We start from the raw sequence: 17,340 nt of genomic DNA on the forward strand, positions 1-17,340 counted from the left end.
CCTGCCGCCCGCGCAGCCCCGCTCGACGAGGCCGCGCGGGGTCAGGCGATGCGGCTGCCGGCGGCGAGCGTCTTCGCCGGTGCCCGCACCGCGGCGATCGCACCCCAGACGGCGGCACCCGCGAGCAGCACGTGGATGCCGAGGCCGACGAACCAGCTCGGCGCGGTGCGCTCGTAGATGCCCTCGACCGGGTCCTGCCACGAGCCGTCGTCCCCGTAGTCGGCGCACGACTCCGCGCGCGGCGGCTCCTGCACCATGCGCACGCCGAGGCCGATCTGGCCGAAGATGTCGTCGGGATAGCCGTTCGCGTCGAGCTGCGGCGGGATCGCGTCGGCCATGATCACGTACGGGTTCGCGGCCAGCATCAGCCACACGCGATCCGGGCGCGGCACCGTGGTCTCGTAGGTGTTGCCGGTCGCGATGCACGTCGAGTTCCCGGTGCGGTCGTCGAAGTCCCAAGTGATCTCGTCGCGCGTCTCCTCCTGCTGGAACGCGAGCGTCCCGACGCCGAACCCGATGAGCGTGCCGACGCTGAAGAACGCGACGACGAGGTACGTGACGACCGTCGACAGCACCGGCTTGCGGATCATGCCGGAGAGCCCGACGCCGATCGCCGAGACGAACCCGATCTCGAGCACCAGGATGGGCAGCGCGACGAGCACCGCCTCGAGTCGCAGGCCGCCGAGCATGGCGGAGCCGAGCATGAACGGCGCGCACACGGCCAGGAAGCCGAGCGAGGCGATCCACGAGCCGACCACCTTGCCGAGCACGAGCTGCGTGCCCGTCACCTGCGTGACCTGCGTGGAGGCCAGCGTGCCGGCATCGCGGTCGCCGTTGATGGCGCTGCCGCTCAGCGCGGGCGTGACGAGAGAGGTCACGAGCATCACGAGGAAGATCGTCATCGCGAAGATCGCGCCGCCGAGGTCGCGCTGGAAGCCCTGCAGCGACAGGAAGAGCACGACGATCACGCCGCCGACCACGATCGCGACGATCACGAGCAGCACGTACCAGGCGACGCTCCGCACGCGCTGCGCGAGCTCGAGGCGGATCACGACGCCGAGCATCTGCAGCCAGCGGCTCATCGGGCACCTCCCGAGAGGCCGAGGTAGGTGCGCTCCATGTCGCCGACGGCGGGCGCGAAGTGGGTGATGGGCACGCCCGCCCCGACGAGCCGGGCGAGCACCTCGGCGGCGTGCTCGTCGCGGTCGAGCGCGACGTAGGCGAGCTCGCCCTCGAGGCGCACGCGATCGAACGCGACCCCGATGTTCGCGAGCTGGTAGCTGAGCGCCCTCGGATCGAGGGCCCGGATGCGCCACTCGCGCGACGCCTGCTGGGCGAGCACGAGGCGCTCGCCGCGGACGACCTCGCCGCGGTCGACGAACACGGCGTCGTCGGCCATCTCGTCGAGCTCGCTGAGATCGTGGCTCGAGATGAGCACCGTGCCGCCGTCGGCCGCGAAGCCGCGGAGCATGCCGCGCAGCTCGACGCGCGAGGTCGGGTCGAGGCCCGCGGCCGGCTCGTCGAGCAGCAGCACGCGGGGCCGGTGCACGAGCGCCCGCACGAGGCCGAGCCGCTGCTGCTGGCCGCGGGAGAGCACGCGGCTCGGGCGGTTCGCGAGCTCCTCGAGGCGCGCCTCGACGATGAGCTCTTCGGCGCGCTCGCGCGCCGCCGCGCGGGCGAGCCCGTGGAGGCGGCCGACGGTCGTGAGGATCTGCAGCGGCGTGAGCGTGCGCCACGTGCCCAGCACATCCGGCATCCAGCCCATCGCCCGCCGGACGGCGCGCGGGTCGTGCATCGGGTCGGCGCCATCGATGCGGATCGCGCCGGAGTCGGGCGCGAGCAGCGAGGCGAGCATGAGCAGCAGCGTCGTCTTACCGGCGCCGTTCGGGCCGATGAGCGCGGTCACGCGCCCCGGCTTCGCGTGGAACGTCATCTCCCGCACCGCGTGCACCGATCCGAAGCTGCGGTGCACGTGCAGGGCGACGATGCCGCCCTCGTCGAGCCCCGGCGCCGGCTCGCCGGCCGCGAGCGGATCGACGAAGGCGGGGGGCGTGGACGGGACCGGCTCCGGGCGTCCGTCGCTGAGCGGCGTCATGGCCGCTGCCTCGTGGGCTGCATGGCTCGATCCTGCTGGGTGCGCGGCGTGGAGGCCAGCCGCCGCGCGCGGGATCATCCGAGCGGATGAGGGCCGCTCAGGATCCCGACCGGGACGACGCCGTGGGCGCCGCGGCGACCGGCCGCCAATACGCTGACCTGATGCGCGTGCCCCGAGCCTCCTCCAGCGGCATGCTCGGCGGTGTGCTGCTCGTGCTCTGCGCGATCGCCTCGGTGCAGTTCGGCGCCTCGATCGCGAAGACCGTGTTCGACCGCATCGACCCGGCAGGGCTGACGCTGCTGCGGCTCGCGTTCGCGGCGGTCATCGTGCTGCTCGTCGCGCGCCCGCGCATCCGCTCGTGGGACCGGGCCGCGTGGCGGGCGATCGCCTTCCTCGGCATCACGCTCGCCGCGATGAACCTGCTCTTCTACCTCGCGCTGCCGCGCATCCCGATCGCGGTCGCGGTCACGCTCGAGCTGCTCGGGCCGCTCGTGCTCGCGCTCGTGCAGTCGCGGCGCGCGGTCGACGTCGCGTGGGTCGCGCTCGCCGCGGTCGGCGTCGGCGTGATCGGCGCGCAGTCGATCGGCGGCGACCTCGACCCGGTGGGCGTCGTGCTCGCGCTCGCGGCGGGCGGCTGCTGGGCGGCGTACATCCTCGCCTCGGCGTCGGTCGGGCAGCGCGTGCCGGGCATCGGCGGGCTCGCGGGTGCACTCGTGATCGCCACGATCGCGGTCGCGCCGTTCGGGATCGTCGGCGCCGTCGGCGCGGTCGCGGCCGATCCGAGCGTGCTCGTGCCGGCGTTCATGATCGCGATGCTCTCGAGCGCGATCGCCTACGGGCTCGAGCTGCTGGCGCTGCGCCGCGTGCCGACCCGGGTCTTCGGCATCCTGATGTCGCTGGAGCCGGCCGCCGCGGCCATCTTCGGCTTCCTCGTCGTGCGTGAGCTGCTGACCGGCTGGGACCTGCTCGCGCTCGCGCTCGTCATCGTCGCGTCCGCGGGCGTCGCCCTCACGGCGGCGCGCGCACGCCGACCGGCGCCGCCGAGCACGGGCCCCATCACCGGTCTCGTGCCGCCGCTCCCCTGACCCGCCCCGCAGCCTGCCACGATGGATGCGTGGACGGGCACGACGACGACGCACGGCGCTGGGCTCGGCCCGCGGCCGACGACGCGCGCCCGGCGTCGGGCGGCGGCGTGGCCCGGCCCGAGCAGGCACCGCACTCGGCGGCGTCGCACTGGACGCGCGGGACGCGACCGACCCGCGAGCCGGTGGACGCACCCGGCGTGCCCGTGCCCGCGCTGCCGTGGGAGCAGCCGCCCGCCGCGGCGGACGAGCGCGCGCGGGAGCCGCGGATGTGGCCGATCGCGGCCGGCGTCGCCGGGCTCGCGGTGCTCGCGTGCACGCCGCACTGGGTCGCGCCCACGATCGCGCTCATGGTCTCGCTCGTCGGCATCCCGATCGCGTGGGGGTTCCGCCGCATCTCGCACGGGCGCCGGCGCGTGCAGTACGTCGTGGTCGTGCTGACGCTGCTGCTCACGGCGACCCTGTCGATCGTCGCGCCGATGCTGTGGCTGCAGCTCGGCGTGCTGCAGCCGCTCACCGTGCCGACCTAGTCCGACCGGCCGGGCCGGGGCTCGTGCGCGAGGTCAGCGGCGGTCGCCGCGGTGCAGCCATCCGGCCGCGAGCCGGGTGATGAACGGCAGGATGATCCCGACCATCACCGGCGTGAGGATCACCGTCGAGATGACGAGCCGCAGCGGCAGCAGCAGCTCGTTGAAGCCCGGGATGAGCCCGAGCAGGAACGTGACGAGCACGTTCATGGGGAAGAACGCGAGCCAGACGACGATCATCTGCTTCCACACCGGCGGGGCGGATGCGGAGGGCCGGATCTCGACCCGGTCGCCGTCGACGACGACGCCCTGCGGTGCGTCGAACCATCCCTCGATGCCCGTGCGGCGCTCGACACGCGCCTCGCTCGCGAAGCCCGCGCCCGAGGCGATCCACTGCTGCCGCTCGGGGCTGCGCTCCCACGCCTCGAGCGTCTCGGCGTCCTCGAAGCGGTAGAGCATGTGCCAGCGCTTGCTGCCGCGCGACTCCCGCACCCAGCCGGCGCCGAGGAAGCCCGGGAAGTACGTCGCGAGGTCGACGCCGTGCCGCACCCACGCCTGGGCGTAGCGGTCGAGGGTGGAGTCGACGGTGCGCTCGATGGCGACGGTGATGGGGCGGGGCTCCTGCATGCATCCACGGTGGCAGATCCGGGGTTTCGTCCGCATGTCGAGCGCCCTAGCGTGGCGGCATGACCAAGTACCTGATCTCCTTCCCGAGCGGCGAGATGCAGTTCGCCGAGGAGGACTTCCAGACCGTCGTCGACGAGTCGCACGCCGTGATCCAGGAGGCGAAGGACGCCGGCGTCTACGTCTTCGGCGGCGGCATCGACGAGTCGGTGCCGCCGGTGATGGTGGCCCACGACGGCACCGTCACCGAGGGCACCTACCCGCAGACGCGGCAGATCGAGGGCGGCTACACCGTGCTCGAGATCCCGACGCGGGAGGAGGCGGTCACGTGGGCGGCGAAGATCGCGAAGGCGTGCCGCTGCCCGCAGGAGCTGCGCCAGTTCGGGTACGACCCGATGAGCTGAGCCACCGATGCCCGGAGAGCTGTTCGAGGAGCTGCTGTCGGTCGCGTGCGTGCGCGACCGGGCAGCGGGACTGCGCTGGTACGAGGGGTTCTTCGGGCGCCCCGCCGACGAGGTGATCGGCGAGGAGTCGCTGTGGCGCATCGGGTCGGACGCCTACCTCGTGGTCGATCAGCGGCCGGAGCGCGCGGGCGCATGCACGATCACGTTCGCGGTGCGCGGCCTCGACGCGATGCTCGAGCGGATGGCCGAGGCCGGCATCCGGCCGGAGCACGCCGAGCGCTACGCCAACGGCGTGCACCACGTGACGATCGTCGATCCGGACGGCAACAGCCTGTCGCTCGCCGAGGCGCCGCCGGGCTTCGCGCCCTGAGCGCGAGCCCCGCGATCAGCAGGTGCCGTTCGCCTGCAGCGCCGGGTCGTGGATGATGCCGCCGTCGATGTCGAAGCCGGTGACGAGCTCGTCGTCGACCACCTCGATCGACTGCAGCGTCAGCGCTGCCGGCAGCGACGACGCGATGCAGACGCTGCGATCCTGCAGCAGCGGCTCGAGCAGGCCGCCGAACTGCCCCCGCAGCTGGTCGGCCGTCACGGTCGCCTCCGCGACGGTGCCCTCGACGGGCGAGAGCACGAGGTCGCCATCCGCGGCGCCCGGTGCGAGCACGAGGCCGAGCGGGATGGTGGCGCCGAGCAACTGGATCTCCGTCGAGGCCGTCACGTTCGGCGCCGCGAGCTCGATGCTCTCGGCCGGGAAGCCGTCGATCGTCGAGAGCAGCGAGCGCAGCTGCTCGGTGCTCATCCGCACCTCGGCCGTGCCGCCGGCCGCGGCCCGATCGGCGCGGATCGGGACGCCCTGGAGCTGCGCGGTGACGTCGCCGCTGAACTCGCCGACCGTCACGTCGTCGGAGGCGATGCGCACGTCGGCGAGCGTGCCCGCGATGAGCTGCGGCACGAGCATGCCGTCGACCTCCACGTCGACCGGGTGCTCCGCCGGCAGCTGCAGCTGCTCGACGACGGTCGAGCGGACGGTCGCGGGCACCACCTGCCGGGCGACGAGCTCCGCGACGACCGCGAGCACCGCCACGACGATCAGGACGACGAGGAGCACGACGAGGCCTCTGCCTCGGCGGCGCGGCTGCGCGACGTCGCTCACGAGCGATCCCGCTCGTCGGATCGGGGGTCGGCGCCGCGCGTCATCATCACCCGACGAGCGTAGATGCGCGGAGGTCCGGTGGACCTGCACGTGGACCGCCGGACACGCAGGGGGCCAGAACGAGGAACGGCCCGATCCGGAGGATCGGGCCGTGACGAGCGGATGACGGGAATCGAACCCGCGCTATCAGCTTGGGAAGCTGAAGTTCTGCCATTGAACTACATCCGCGTGGCCGCCGAAGCGGCGAGCCCATCCTACGCCACGACGGTCGGGCCGTGCCCCGGGACGTGCCCCGCGCGCTCGTGACGGGTCAGGGCGCCCGCCAGAACCGGACCGCGAGCAGGGGCCGAGCCGCCTCGCCGCGTGCGGCCGCCACCCACCCGCGGATGACGTTGATGAGGGTCATGATGGCGCCGCCGATGTACGCGATGCCGAGCAGGCTCCCGGTGATGGCGAGCACCACCCCCTGCGGCGACGAGCCCGACACGCTGCCACCGCTCGTGAGCGCGAAGAGCAGCCCGACGTGCAGCACGACCGTCACCACCACCGCGGTCATCCACGTGAGCGACCAGTTGAGCGCCGCTCGCGAGTTCGCCTCGTCGACGCCGCCGTTGCGCACGGCGCCGCCGCGCAGCCCCAGCAGCACGGCCGGCACGACGAGCAGCGGCACGAGCGGGACCGGCACCCAGTAGAGCAGCTGCCACGCCCAGTGGCGCACGCCCGTCGTCGGCCGGGGCGCGAACGGCCCGCCCGCGTAGCCCTGCTGCGGCGCGAATCCCTGCTGCGACTGCGGGGCGAAGCCCTGCTGCGGCACGGTGCCCGGCTGCGGGATGGAGCCCGGTTGCGCCGTGTAGCCGTGCGGCGCGAAAGCCTGAGGAGGGGCCTCGTCGGGCATGCGCGCGGGTGGCTGCGAGTGCGGATCGGTCACGAGCCGACGCTATCGGCGCCAGGGCGCCGACGGCTGAGCGGGCCGCGGCGGGCACCGCCGCGGCCCGCCGTGGCCGCGCTACGCCGACTGCTCGGTCGTGACCTCGCGCCGCGGCAGCACCCAGCCGGGGCGGGCGAAGTGGCAGGTGTAGCCGTTGGGGATGCGCTCGAGGTAGTCCTGGTGCTCAGGCTCTGCTTCCCAGAACGGCCCGGCTGCTTCGATCGTCGTCACGACAGGACCGGGCCACAGGCCGGACGCGTCGACGTCGGCGATCGTGTCGAGCGCGACGCGCTCCTGCTCGGCCGACAGCGGGAAGATCGCGGAGCGGTAGCTCGTGCCGACGTCATTGCCCTGGCGGTTCAGCGTCGAGGGGTCGTGGATCTGGAAGAAGAGCTCGAGGATCTCGCGGTAGCTCGTGCGCGCGGGGTCGAAGACGATCTCGATCGCCTCGGCGTGCCCGGGGTGGTTGCGATAGGTCGCGTGCGCATTGCTGCCGCCGGTGTAGCCGACGCGCGTGGCGACGACGCCGGCGCGCGCGCGGATCAGGTCCTCCATGCCCCAGAAGCATCCGCCCGCGAGCACGGCGGTCTCGGTGCCCGGGTTCTGCGTGATCGTGCCTGTGTCGGTCATCTGCTGCTCCTTCGTGGTGATTGCGGGCGCTCCGGCGTGGTGATCGCCGACCCCACTGGTCTGCAACGTGTTCGGGACCGGATCTGGTCCCGGATGGGGCGATCGATGTGCAGGTCGACCCGGGGGCGTCAGGGGCGGTACTCGTGCGCGACGAGGTCGTGGTGCTCGGGATGCTTCACGAGCCAGCCCTGCACGAACGTGCACTGCGGCACGATCGTGTGCGGGGCATCCCGCGCGCGCTGCATCGCGAACGACGCGAGCGCGCTGCCGACCCCGTGCCCGCCGAACGCCTCGCCGACGACCGTGTGCCGGAGCGTGCGCTCACCGGTCTCCTCGTCGTCCGAGTAGGCGAGCACGCCCGCGAGGTGATCGCCGATGTGCGCCTCGTAGCGCGAGCGGTCGGTGTCGTCGCCGACGACCACGTGCGTGGACTGCTCCGTCATGGCTCCCATCCAAGCCGTTCGGCTCCGATGGGACAAGGCTCAGGAGCGGTCGCCGCGGGGCTCGCCGGGAGCGATCGGGCCCGCGTCGACCGCACCGGGCTGCCCCGTCGCCGCACCGGCGATCGCGGACTCGGGGCTCATCGTGTCGTGCAGGTGCACCGGCTCGACCGCCGTGCCTGCGCGCTTCCGACGACGCGAGGCCGCGAGGAGGTTGAGCCCCTCGACGAGCACCGCGAAGGCCATCGGACCGTAGATGAGGGCCTTGTCGATGTGGATGCCGAAGCCGTCGGCGATGAGGAAGACGCCGATGAGCAGCAGGAACGACAGCGCAAGCATCTTCACCGTCGGGTGACGGTTCACGAACTCGAAGATGAACTTGGCGGAGAACAGCAGGATGCCGAACGAGAGCAGCACGGCGGTGATGATCACGATCATGTTGCTCGTCATGCCGACCGCGGTGATGACGGAGTCGAGCGAGAAGACCAGGTCCATGAGCAGGATCTGCGCGAGCACGGCGCTGAAGGTCGCCTTCACGACGGAGGCGGCATGCTCCTCCGCCCCCTCGAGCTTCAGGTGGATCTCGTGCACGGCCTTGTAGAGCAGGAATCCGCCGCCCGCGATGAGGATCAGCTCGCGGCCCGAGAAGCCCATGCCCCAGAGCGTGAAGAGGTCGTCGTTGAGGGTGATGATCCAGCCGGCGAGCAGCACCAGCAGGATGCGCATGAGCATCGCCAGCGTCAGGCCGAGGTTGCGAGCCTTCGCCTGCTGCTCCGGCGGCAGCTTCGAGGCGAGGATCGAGATGAAGATGACGTTGTCGACGCCGAGCACGATCTCGAGCACGAAGAGCGTCAGGAAGACGGCGATGAGATCGGGCGTGAATTCCAGGGAGAAGTCCATGTCACCGACAAGGATAAATACGCGAAGGTGACGGGATGCTCGGAAGGATGCCCGGCGTGCCTCACGGCACGCGGTGCAGCCACTCCTTCGTGCTGAACTTCGTGCGGATGCGCTCGTCGGCCTCGGCGAGCTCGGCCGCCGAGAGCTCGCCGTCGGTGCCGCCGTAGAGCCTGCGGAACGTCGCCTTCAGCGCGTCCTGCACCTCGGCCTTCTCCATGCCGGTCTGCGAGCGCAGCGGGTCGACGCGCTTCTTCGCGCTCGTCGTGCCCTTGTCGGAGAGCTTCTCCTTGCCGATCCGCAGCACCTCGGTCATCTTGTCGGCGTCGATGTCGTACGACATCGTCGCGTGGTGCAGCACGGCGCCGCCCGCGAGCCGCTTCTGCGCGGCCCCGCCGATCTTGCCCTTCGCCGAGGTGATGTCGTTGAGCGGCGCGTAGAAGGCGTCGATGCCGAGCCCCTTGAGCGCCTCGATGACCCACGCGTCGAGGAATGCGTAGGAGTCCTGGAAGCTCATGCCCTGCACGAGGTCGCCGGGCACGTAGAGCGAGTAGGTGATGGCGTTGTCGGGCTCCGAGAACATCGCGCCACCGCCGGTGATGCGCCGGAGCACCGGGATGCCGTGCCGCTCGGCCGCCTCGGGCTCGACCTCGTTCTTGTACGACTGGAACGAGCCGAGGTAGACCGCGGGGCCGGAGAGGTTCCAGAAGCGCAGGGTCGGGCCGCGCGTGCCCTTGGCGACCGCCTCGGTGAGCACCTCGTCGAGCGCGGTGTGCACGATCGGCAGCCGCGGCTCGTCGTCGATGATCGTCCACTCGTAGTCGCTGAACGAGCTCGCGTGCTGCAGCGCGCGGCGGATCGCGACGCCGACCGACTCGGGCGTGAAGCCGAGCAGCACCGCGTCGGCGGGCAGGCCCGCCTTGATCGCCTCGCCGATCTCGGCGGCGGACGCGGTGACGGCGAGGCCGTTCACCGACGCGTCGATCGCGCCGAGCGCCTCGTCCGGCTCGAGGAAGAAGTCGCCCGCGAGCCGGAAGCCGGCGATGCGGCCGTCCTGCTCCTCGAGGTCGACCACCACGAGCTTGCCGCCGGGGACCTTGTACTCGCCGTGCATGCCTCCAGCCTAGGCGGCGTGCCTGCCGGACCCGATCGCGGATCCTGGACCCGAGATCTCGGGTCCAGCATCCGGAAGCGGGTCCACGCCGCCGGCCCCCGGGCCGGCGCTACTCGGGTCGTCCGCTCGGCGCGAGCTTCGCGTCGAGCCAGGCGACGAGGTCGTCGAGCACCTTCGCCTTGTTGATCTCGTTGAAGATCTCGTGCCGCGCGCCGGGGTAGATCTTGACCGTGACGTCGGTCACCCCGCGCCGGGCGTAGGCCTCGCCCAGTCGTCGCAGCGACTTCGGGCCGGCCATCGAGTCGTCGGAGCCGCCGGCGATGAGCAGCGGCAGCTCGGGCGGGATGCGCTTGCTCGGCACCTGGTAGAGGCGCAGGCCCTCGATGATGCCGAACGACTTGGCCGGCGTCGCGGCGAAGGTCAGCGGGTCGGCGACGAAGGCGTCGATCACCGCCTGGTCGCGCGAGAGCCACTCGAAGCCGCTGTCGCCCAGGTGCACGTGGCGGGCGTTGAGGTCGCCCGCCTTCACCCAGCCGGGCATCGAGTACGCGGTGCCGCTGAGCACGGCCGCGTCGACGAGCTCCGCGCGGGTGCTCAGCAGCATCTGCGTCACGAGCGAGCCCCACGAGTGCCCGATGATCCCCACGGGCAGTCCCGGGTGCTCCGCACGGATGCGCTTCAGCACGTTCACGAGGTCGCCGACCACCGCCCGCATGCCGCCCGGGCCGAGCCGCCCGAGCTGGGTGGTGTCGCCGCCGTGCTGCTCGATGCCGGTCGCGCCGTGGCCGCGCTGGTCGAGCGCCCAGACCGCGTAGCCGGCCTGCACGAGCCGCTGCGCAACGTGCTCGTAGCGGAGCGCGTGCTCGCCGAGCCCGTGCACGATGAGCACGACGCCGACGGGCTTGCCCGGCTTCCAGCGGTAGGTGTGGATCGTCACGCCCTGGAGGTCGACGAACGTCGACTCCTCACGCAGCGCGGTGAACTGGGGCACGTCGGGAGTCTACGTCGAGGCGTGCGGACGCCAGCCGAGACCCCCGTCAGCATCCGCTCAGGTCAGCCGAGCGCGCCCCGGACCGCGACCGCGATCGCCGGCCGCGGGTCGGATGCGTCGTGGCGCGCGATGCGGTGCAGGATCAGCCCCTCGCAGAGCGCCATGAGCGCTTCGGCGGCCACCGCCGGCTCGGTCGCGCCGAGTGCGCCGAGCGCCTCGCGCGTGACGGCGACGTAGCCCTCGCGCGCGGCCGCGAGCCGCGCCCGCAGCTGGTCGTCGTGCGCCGCCTCGAGGAAGAGCACGTGGCGCGCGGTCGTCGCCACCCGGTCCGGACCGGTGACGAGCTCGACGAGGCCGGCGAGCGCCTCGACCAGCTCGGCCGGGCCCTGTGGGCGCATCGCATCCCGCACCTCCGGCATCTCCGCCGCGGTGATGCCGTCGACCGCGCCCTCCAGCAGCGCCGCGCGGGTGCGGAAGTGGTTCGACGTCGAGCCCTCGGAGAGGCCCGCGGCCTGGTCGACCCGCCGATGCGTGAGCGCGCGGGCGCCCTCGGTGCCGAGCAGCGCGATCGCCGCCTGCACGATGCGCTCGCGAGTGCTGCTCACGCGCGCCACCCTACGGCCGGAGCCGCCCCCGAACTCGCCACTCGCCACATCACTACGATCGTAGTACATTGCCGCTATGCAGGCACCCATGCCGGAGGTGGCAGGCGTCACCCATCGCCAGGCCAGGGCCGGCGACCTCGACGTGCACGTCGCGGAGGCGGGCGAGGGGCCGCCCGTCGTGCTGCTGCACGGCTCCCCGCAGCACTGGTTCGAGTGGCGCCGGGTGCTGCCGCTGCTCGCCGCCGACCACCGGGTGATCGCGCCGGACCTGCGCGGATGCGGGTGGACCTCTGCACCCGCCTCCGGCTACGACCTCGACACCCAGACCCGCGACGTGCTCGCGATCCTCGACGCGCTCGGTCTCGAGCGCGCGACGCTCGTGACCCACGACTACAGCGCCTTCATGGGGTGGCGGATCGCGTTCGACCACCCCGAGCGCCTTGACGCCCTCGTCGCGCTCGGCGCGCCGCATCCGTGGTTCCGCCCGACCGCCGCGATGGCCGCGCAGCTCTGGCGCGTGTGGTTCCAGCCGGTGCTCGCGATGCCGGGCCTCGGCGAGCGCGTCGCGCGCGGCGGGCGGCAGCGCGTCGTGCGGTCGATGCTCGACGGGTCCCGGCCCACCTTCGACGAGGCGGAGCGGCAGTCGTTCCTCGCAGCCTGGCGACCGCCGGAGCGCGCGCGGGCGCTGTCGTCGATCTATCGGCGGCTGGTCCTCCCGGGCATGGCTGCGCTCGCGCGCGGGCCTTACAACGGTCGGCACCTGGCCGTGGCGACGAGGATCGTGCTCGCGGGCGACGACCCCGTCATCCGCGAGGCGGGCATGGGTCCCTGGCGCGGCACGGCCGACGACCTGCGGACGTCGACCGCGGAGGGCGCCGGCCACTACATCGCGAACGACCGCCCCGATGCCGTCGCGGCCGCGGTCCGCGAGCTCACCGGCCGCTGAGCCGCTCAGGCCTTGGCGAGGCGCTTCGCGAGGTGGTGGCCGGTCAGCGAGTCGCCGGGCGTCGCCGCGAGCGCCGCTGGCGTGCCCTCGTAGACGATCGAGCCGCCCTGCGCGCCGGCACCCGGCCCGAGGTCGATCAGCCAGTCGGCGCGCGAGACGACGTCGAGGTTGTGCTCGATGACGATCACCGTGCGGCCGGCGTCGACGATGCGGTCGAGCAGGCCGATCAGGTTGTCGACGTCGGCCATGTGCAGGCCGGTCGTGGGCTCGTCGAGCACGATCACCTCGGCGTTCGTGCCCATCTCGATCGCGAGCTTCAGCCGCTGCCGCTCGCCGCCAGACAGCGTCGTGAGCGTCTGGCCGAGCCGGATGTAGCCGAGCCCGACGTCGACGAGCCGGCCGAGCATCGGCTGCACCTGCTTCTCGGTGAAGAACTGCTGCGCCTCCTCGACCGACATGTCGAGCACGTCGCCGATCGACCTGCCGCGCAGGTGGTACTCGAGCACCTCCGCGGTGAACCGGCGGCCGCCGCACAGCTCGCACGGCGTCGTGACACCTGCCATGAACGCGAGGTCGGAGTAGATGACGCCGAGGCCCTTGCACTCCGGGCACGCGCCCTCGGAGTTGGCGCTGAAGAGCGCCGGCTTCACGCCGTTCGCGGCGGCGAACGCCTTGCGGATGGGCTCGAGGATGCCCGTGTAGGTAGCCGGGTTGGATCGCCGCGAGCCCTTGATCATCGTCTGGTCGACGAAGGTCGCGCCGTCGCGCGGCAGCGAGCCGTGGATGAGCGACGACTTGCCGGAGCCCGCGACGCCGGTGATCGCGACGAGCACGCCGGTCGGCACATCCACGTCGACGCCCTGCAGGTTGTGCTCGCGGGCGTCGCGGATCTCGATGCGCCCGGCGGGCGTGCGCACCGTCTCCTTGAGCTGCTGCCGGTGCTCGAGGTGCTGCCCGGTGCGGGTGCCGGAGGCGCGCAGCTCGTCGAAGGTGCCCTCGAAGACGACGGTGCCGCCGTGCACGCCGGCGCCCGGCCCCATGTCGACGACGCGGTCGGCGATCGCCATCACCTCGGGCTTGTGCTCGACGACGAGCACCGTGTTGCCCTTGTCGCGCAGGCGGCTGAGCAGCCCGTTCATGCGCTCGACGTCGTGCGGGTGGAGCCCCGCGGTGGGCTCGTCGAAGACGTACGTGACGTCGGTGAGCGCGGAGCCCATGTGGCGCACCATCTTCGTGCGCTGCGCCTCGCCGCCCGAGAGCGAGCCCGCCGGCCGGTCGAGCGAGAGGTAGCCGAGGCCGATCGCTGCGAAGGTCTCGAGCAGGTCGACGAGCTTGGCGCGCAGCGGCGCGGTCGCCGCACCGCCCGCGGTGGGCGGGATCGCGGCGATGAACGGCGCGAGGTCGGTGAGCTGCATCGAGGTCGCCTCGGCGATCGTGATGCCCTGCACGCGCACCTCGCGCGCGGCGGCGTTGAGGCGGGAGCCGCCGCACTCGGGGCAGTCCTCGAAGGTCGCGGCGCGCTCGACGACCGCACGGAGCGTCGGCTTCATCGAGTCGACGTCCTTCACGAACACCGACTTGCGCAGCTTCGGGATGAGGCCCTCATACGTCATGTTGAAGCCGGCGAAGTTGACCTTCTGCTCCTCGCCGTGCAGGAAGAGGTGCAGCTCGTCGGCGGTGTAGTCGGCGACGCGCTTGGCGGGGTCGAGCAGGCCCGACTCGGCGTAGATCTTCCAGTACCAGGTGCCCACGGTGTAGTTCGGGAAGTCGATCGCGCCGTCGTTGAGGCTCTTCGAGCGGTCGACGATCACGTCGACGTCGATCGTCGAGACCCGGCCGAGTCCCTCGCACGCCATGCACATGCCGCGCGGGTCGTTGAACGAGAACATCACCGACGACTCGAGCCTCGGCTCGCCCACTCGCGACCAGAGGATGCGGAGCATCGTGTACGCATCCGTCGCCGTGCCGACCGTCGAGCGCGAGTTCGCGCCCATCTGGTCCTGCCCGACGAGGATCGCGGCGGTGAGCCCCTCGAGGCTGTCGACCTCGGGCTGCGGCGCGGGCGGCATGAACCCCTGCACGAACGCGTCGTAGGTCTCGTCGATGAGGCGCCGCGACTCCGCGGCGATGGTGCCGAACACGAGGCTCGACTTGCCGGAGCCGGAGACGCCCGTGAAGACGCTCAGCTGCCGCTTCGGGATGTCGACGTCGACGCCCCGGAGGTTGTTCTCGCGCGCGCCCCGCACGCTGATGTGCTCTGCCACGGGATGACGGTAGCGCGAGGCGCCCACAGCCGCGCCTGCCATCCTGGCTCCGTGCCGCAGGTCGTCGTCCGCTCATGGGTCCCCGTCGAACCGGAGCTCGCGTTCGCCGTGTCGCAGACGCAGGGCGAGGTGCGGCTGCGCTGGGACCCGTTCATCCGCCACCAGCAGCTCGTCGATGCCGATCGCCCGGCGAAGGGCGTGCGCACGGTGACGCGCACGCGGCTCGGGCTCGGGATGGTGAGCGAGTACGCGTCGTACCGCCCGCCGACCTCGGTGGGTATGACGATGCTGCAGGGGCCGTGGTTCTTCGAGCGGTTCGGTGCCGGATGGCGCTTCGCGCCGGAGGACCGCGACGGCGTCCCGGGCACCGCGGCGAGCTGGAAGTACACCTACACGGTGCGGCCGGCGTGGCTGCGGCCGGTCGCCGAGCCCATCGGCCAGTGGCTGCTCGGTCGCGAGATCCGTGCACGCATCGCGGCGTTCTCGGCGGCGTGCGACGACGACGTCGTGCTCGCCTCGGCCAGGGCGGACCTCGGCGCCTAGCCGGATCCGCGACTAGCGCAGCGCTGCCGCGTCCTCCTTCGGAGAGCGCCGGCGCGCGACGAGCAGCACCACGGCGGCGAGCACGGCGCCGAGCGCCGCCCCGACGGCGTTCGCGATCGCGTCGTCCACGGCGCACGAGCGTCCGAGCGCGGGTACGAGTGCTTGCACGAGCTCGATCGCCACGGTGAGCACCGCCCCGGCGAGCGCGCCGAGCGCCGGCCTGCGGCTCGCGATGCCGACGAGCAGTCCGATCGGCACGAAGAGCGCCACGTTCGCGAGCGGCTCAGGGCCTGCGAGCGTGCCGTCGCGGCCGAGCACGCAGACGAGCTCGACCTCCCTGCCCGTCGGGTACAGCGTCGTGACGAGCACCGCCACCGCGGCGAGCGCGGCGAGCGCCCACGCCGCGCGCGGCCGCGTCGCGAGCCACCAGCCGAGCGGCGGGCCGACGACGACCGCGGCGGCGAGCAGCGCGAACGCCAGCCACGGATATGCCGCGAGCAGGGTGGAGAGCACATCGAGACGCTACGCCCGGGCGACCGCACCGCGCGTCCGCCGAGCGGATGACCCGGCTGTCCGTCGCACGGCGGGGTCGAGGCCGGGCGCGGGCGTGGCCGGGCGCGGTCGTGGCCGGGCGCGGCTCGCGGCCGGGCGGCGAGTACGATCCCGGAGGCGGCCGGCCGCCATCCCCAGCTGGAACGACCGAGGAGCCGCATGTTCACCTGGAGCCGCCGCGACGACACGCGACTGCACGCATCCGAGCTCGTGCTCCCGGAGGAGCGCCTCAGCTGGGCCCGCACGATCGGCCTCGGCATGCAGCACGTCGTCGCGATGTTCGGCGCCACCTTCCTCGTGCCGATCATCACCGGCTTCCCGCCGTCGACGACGCTGCTCTTCTCCGGCATCGGCACGATCCTCTTCCTGCTCGTGACGGGCAACCGGCTGCCGAGCTACCTCGGCTCGTCGTTCGCGTTCCTCGCGCCCATCGGTGCGGCGACGACGATCGGCGGCCAGGGCTTCGCACTCGCCGGCATCGTGCTGGTCGGCGCGCTGCTCGCGATCGTCGGCCTCATCGTGCACCTCGCCGGCACCCGCTGGATCGCCGCCCTCATGCCGCCCGTCGTCTCGGGCACGATCGTCGCCCTCATCGGCTTCAACCTCGCGCCGGCAGCCAGGGACAACTTCCTGAAGGACCCGCTGCTGTCGGTCATCACGCTCGGCGCGATCATCCTCACCGCCGTGCTGTTCCGCGGGCTCGTGGGGCGCCTCGCGATCCTGGTCGGCGTCGTCGTCGGCTACGCCGTCGCGGGCGTGACGAACAACGTCGACTGGACGGGCGTCGAGGAGGCGGCCTGGATCGGGCTGCCGCAGTTCCAGACGCCCACGCTCGACCCCGCACTCATCCCCTCGCTGCTGCTCTTCGTGCCCGTCGTGCTGCCGCTCATCGCCGAGAACCTCGGGCACGTCAAGGGCGTCGGCCAGCTCATCGACCGCGACCTCGACCCGCTCGCCGGCCGCGCGCTCATGGCCGACGGCGGCGCGACGGTGCTCGCGGGACTCTTCGGCGGCTCGGCCACCACCACCTACGGCGAGAACATCGGCGTGATGAGCGCCACGCGCGTGTTCTCGACCGCCGCCTACTGGGTCGCCGCGATCACCGCGATCGTGCTCGGCCTCTCCCCCAAGGTCGGCGCGATCATCTTCGCCGTGCCCGCCGGCGTGCTCGGCGGCGTCACGACCGCGCTGTACGGCCTCATCGGCATCATCGGCGTACGCATCTGGATCGAGAACCGCGTCGACTTCTCGATCCCCCGCAACCAGTTCGCCGCCGGCGTCGGCCTCATCGTCGCGATCGCGAACTACACGCTCACCGCGGTGCAGCTCGTCTTCGAGGGCATCGTGCTCGGCACCGTCGCGACGCTCGTGATCTACCACCTCATGGATGCGCTCGAGCGGCTCCGCGGACCCCGCGCGGACGCCCGAGACGATCACGCGCCGCCCGCCACCGCGCCCGCGGGCGAGTCGCGCTGACGCGGGTCGCCGGGAGAGGGGTCGAAGCCCGGCGACCGACGTGCCACGATGGCGCCATGGACGCTCCTGGCG

At 72.4% G+C, this 17,340-nt stretch carries 20 protein-coding genes and 1 tRNA gene; 7 read left to right on the top strand and 14 right to left on the bottom strand.

Translation table 11 applies throughout. The features are described 5' to 3' along the window. Window positions 1-41: 41 nt before the first annotated feature. Together ABIB37_RS03520 and ABIB37_RS03525 are read right to left on the bottom strand one after the other, a co-directional pair. Window positions 42-1,082, bottom strand: a complete 1,041-nt coding sequence (locus ABIB37_RS03520; protein WP_354256761.1) for an ABC transporter permease — start codon at window positions 1,080-1,082, stop codon at window positions 42-44. Continuing rightward, on the bottom strand, window positions 1,079-2,095 hold the full coding sequence (locus ABIB37_RS03525; RefSeq protein ID WP_354256764.1) for an ABC transporter ATP-binding protein: 1,017 nt from the start codon (window positions 2,093-2,095) through the stop codon (window positions 1,079-1,081). The genes ABIB37_RS03520 and ABIB37_RS03525 overlap by 4 nt, the downstream gene beginning before the upstream one ends. Before the next feature lie 161 nt (window positions 2,096-2,256). Between ABIB37_RS03525 and ABIB37_RS03530 the strand changes: the two genes are divergently transcribed. Together ABIB37_RS03530 and ABIB37_RS03535 are read left to right on the top strand one after the other, a co-directional pair. After that, complete coding sequence (locus ABIB37_RS03530; RefSeq protein WP_354256767.1) at window positions 2,257-3,180, top strand: EamA family transporter; 924 nt, start codon at window positions 2,257-2,259, stop codon at window positions 3,178-3,180. A gap of 29 nt (window positions 3,181-3,209) precedes the next feature. Continuing rightward, window positions 3,210-3,707: a hypothetical protein gene (locus ABIB37_RS03535; RefSeq protein WP_354256770.1), complete on the top strand. Its 498-nt coding sequence runs from the start codon at window positions 3,210-3,212 to the stop codon at window positions 3,705-3,707. 33 nt (window positions 3,708-3,740) lie between these two features. Here the strand turns inward: ABIB37_RS03535 and ABIB37_RS03540 are convergent, their stop codons facing one another. After that, window positions 3,741-4,331 (bottom strand): antibiotic biosynthesis monooxygenase, encoded by a 591-nt coding sequence (locus ABIB37_RS03540; protein WP_354256772.1) that lies wholly within the window; start codon window positions 4,329-4,331, stop codon window positions 3,741-3,743. A gap of 59 nt (window positions 4,332-4,390) precedes the next feature. Here ABIB37_RS03540 and ABIB37_RS03545 point away from each other — a divergent pair, with 59 nt between their 5' ends. Together ABIB37_RS03545 and ABIB37_RS03550 are read left to right on the top strand one after the other, a co-directional pair. Continuing rightward, the gene (locus ABIB37_RS03545) at window positions 4,391-4,732 is read left to right on the top strand and encodes a YciI family protein (RefSeq protein WP_354256775.1); all 342 of its coding nucleotides are present in this window, start codon (window positions 4,391-4,393) and stop codon (window positions 4,730-4,732) included. A gap of 7 nt (window positions 4,733-4,739) precedes the next feature. Further along, a complete protein-coding gene (locus ABIB37_RS03550; RefSeq protein ID WP_354256778.1) occupies window positions 4,740-5,102 on the top strand; it encodes a VOC family protein in 363 nt (120 codons plus the stop codon). A 15-nt stretch (window positions 5,103-5,117) separates the two neighbouring features. On the opposite strand, the gene ABIB37_RS03555 is transcribed toward ABIB37_RS03550, so the two are convergent. The 9 genes from ABIB37_RS03555 to ABIB37_RS03595 form a co-directional block, all read right to left on the bottom strand. Then, on the bottom strand, window positions 5,118-5,837 hold the full coding sequence (locus ABIB37_RS03555) for an LmeA family phospholipid-binding protein (RefSeq protein WP_354256781.1): 720 nt from the start codon (window positions 5,835-5,837) through the stop codon (window positions 5,118-5,120). A gap of 202 nt (window positions 5,838-6,039) precedes the next feature. Then, window positions 6,040-6,110, bottom strand: a tRNA-Gly gene (locus ABIB37_RS03560). Between the two features lie 82 nt (window positions 6,111-6,192). Further along, window positions 6,193-6,810, bottom strand: a complete 618-nt coding sequence (locus ABIB37_RS03565) for a hypothetical protein (RefSeq protein ID WP_354256784.1) — start codon at window positions 6,808-6,810, stop codon at window positions 6,193-6,195. A 78-nt stretch (window positions 6,811-6,888) separates the two neighbouring features. Further along, a complete protein-coding gene (msrA, locus tag ABIB37_RS03570) occupies window positions 6,889-7,440 on the bottom strand; it encodes a peptide-methionine (S)-S-oxide reductase MsrA (RefSeq protein WP_354256787.1) in 552 nt (183 codons plus the stop codon). Between the two features lie 128 nt (window positions 7,441-7,568). Then, a complete protein-coding gene (locus ABIB37_RS03575) occupies window positions 7,569-7,883 on the bottom strand; it encodes a GNAT family N-acetyltransferase (protein WP_354256789.1) in 315 nt (104 codons plus the stop codon). A gap of 39 nt (window positions 7,884-7,922) precedes the next feature. Further along, window positions 7,923-8,780: a TerC family protein gene (locus ABIB37_RS03580; protein WP_354256792.1), complete on the bottom strand. Its 858-nt coding sequence runs from the start codon at window positions 8,778-8,780 to the stop codon at window positions 7,923-7,925. A 61-nt stretch (window positions 8,781-8,841) separates the two neighbouring features. Further along, window positions 8,842-9,891 (bottom strand): lipoate-protein ligase LplAB, encoded by a 1,050-nt coding sequence (gene lplAB / locus ABIB37_RS03585; protein WP_354256795.1) that lies wholly within the window; start codon window positions 9,889-9,891, stop codon window positions 8,842-8,844. A gap of 109 nt (window positions 9,892-10,000) precedes the next feature. Further along, complete coding sequence (locus ABIB37_RS03590; protein WP_354256798.1) at window positions 10,001-10,882, bottom strand: alpha/beta fold hydrolase; 882 nt, start codon at window positions 10,880-10,882, stop codon at window positions 10,001-10,003. Between the two features lie 62 nt (window positions 10,883-10,944). Next, window positions 10,945-11,487, bottom strand: coding sequence for a TetR/AcrR family transcriptional regulator (locus ABIB37_RS03595; RefSeq protein ID WP_354256801.1), 543 nt, complete (start codon window positions 11,485-11,487; stop codon window positions 10,945-10,947). Between the two features lie 76 nt (window positions 11,488-11,563). Between ABIB37_RS03595 and ABIB37_RS03600 the strand changes: the two genes are divergently transcribed. Then, complete coding sequence (locus ABIB37_RS03600) at window positions 11,564-12,433, top strand: alpha/beta fold hydrolase (RefSeq protein ID WP_354256803.1); 870 nt, start codon at window positions 11,564-11,566, stop codon at window positions 12,431-12,433. 5 nt (window positions 12,434-12,438) lie between these two features. On the opposite strand, the gene ABIB37_RS03605 is transcribed toward ABIB37_RS03600, so the two are convergent. Then, window positions 12,439-14,739, bottom strand: coding sequence for an ATP-binding cassette domain-containing protein (locus tag ABIB37_RS03605; protein ID WP_502914026.1), 2,301 nt, complete (start codon window positions 14,737-14,739; stop codon window positions 12,439-12,441). A gap of 9 nt (window positions 14,740-14,748) precedes the next feature. On the opposite strand from ABIB37_RS03605, the gene ABIB37_RS03610 reads away from it, so the two are divergent. Beyond that, on the top strand, window positions 14,749-15,240 hold the full coding sequence (locus tag ABIB37_RS03610; protein ID WP_354256809.1) for an SRPBCC family protein: 492 nt from the start codon (window positions 14,749-14,751) through the stop codon (window positions 15,238-15,240). A 12-nt stretch (window positions 15,241-15,252) separates the two neighbouring features. Here the strand turns inward: ABIB37_RS03610 and ABIB37_RS03615 are convergent, their stop codons facing one another. After that, window positions 15,253-15,753: a VanZ family protein gene (locus ABIB37_RS03615; protein ID WP_354256812.1), complete on the bottom strand. Its 501-nt coding sequence runs from the start codon at window positions 15,751-15,753 to the stop codon at window positions 15,253-15,255. Between the two features lie 198 nt (window positions 15,754-15,951). On the opposite strand from ABIB37_RS03615, the gene ABIB37_RS03620 reads away from it, so the two are divergent. After that, window positions 15,952-17,268: a uracil-xanthine permease family protein gene (locus ABIB37_RS03620; RefSeq protein ID WP_354256814.1), complete on the top strand. Its 1,317-nt coding sequence runs from the start codon at window positions 15,952-15,954 to the stop codon at window positions 17,266-17,268. Window positions 17,269-17,340 lie beyond the last annotated feature (72 nt).

It is taken from the genome of Agrococcus sp. UYP10, from assembly GCF_040547205.1.
In the GTDB taxonomy this organism is placed as follows: Bacteria; Actinomycetota; Actinomycetes; order Actinomycetales; family Microbacteriaceae; genus Agrococcus; species Agrococcus jenensis.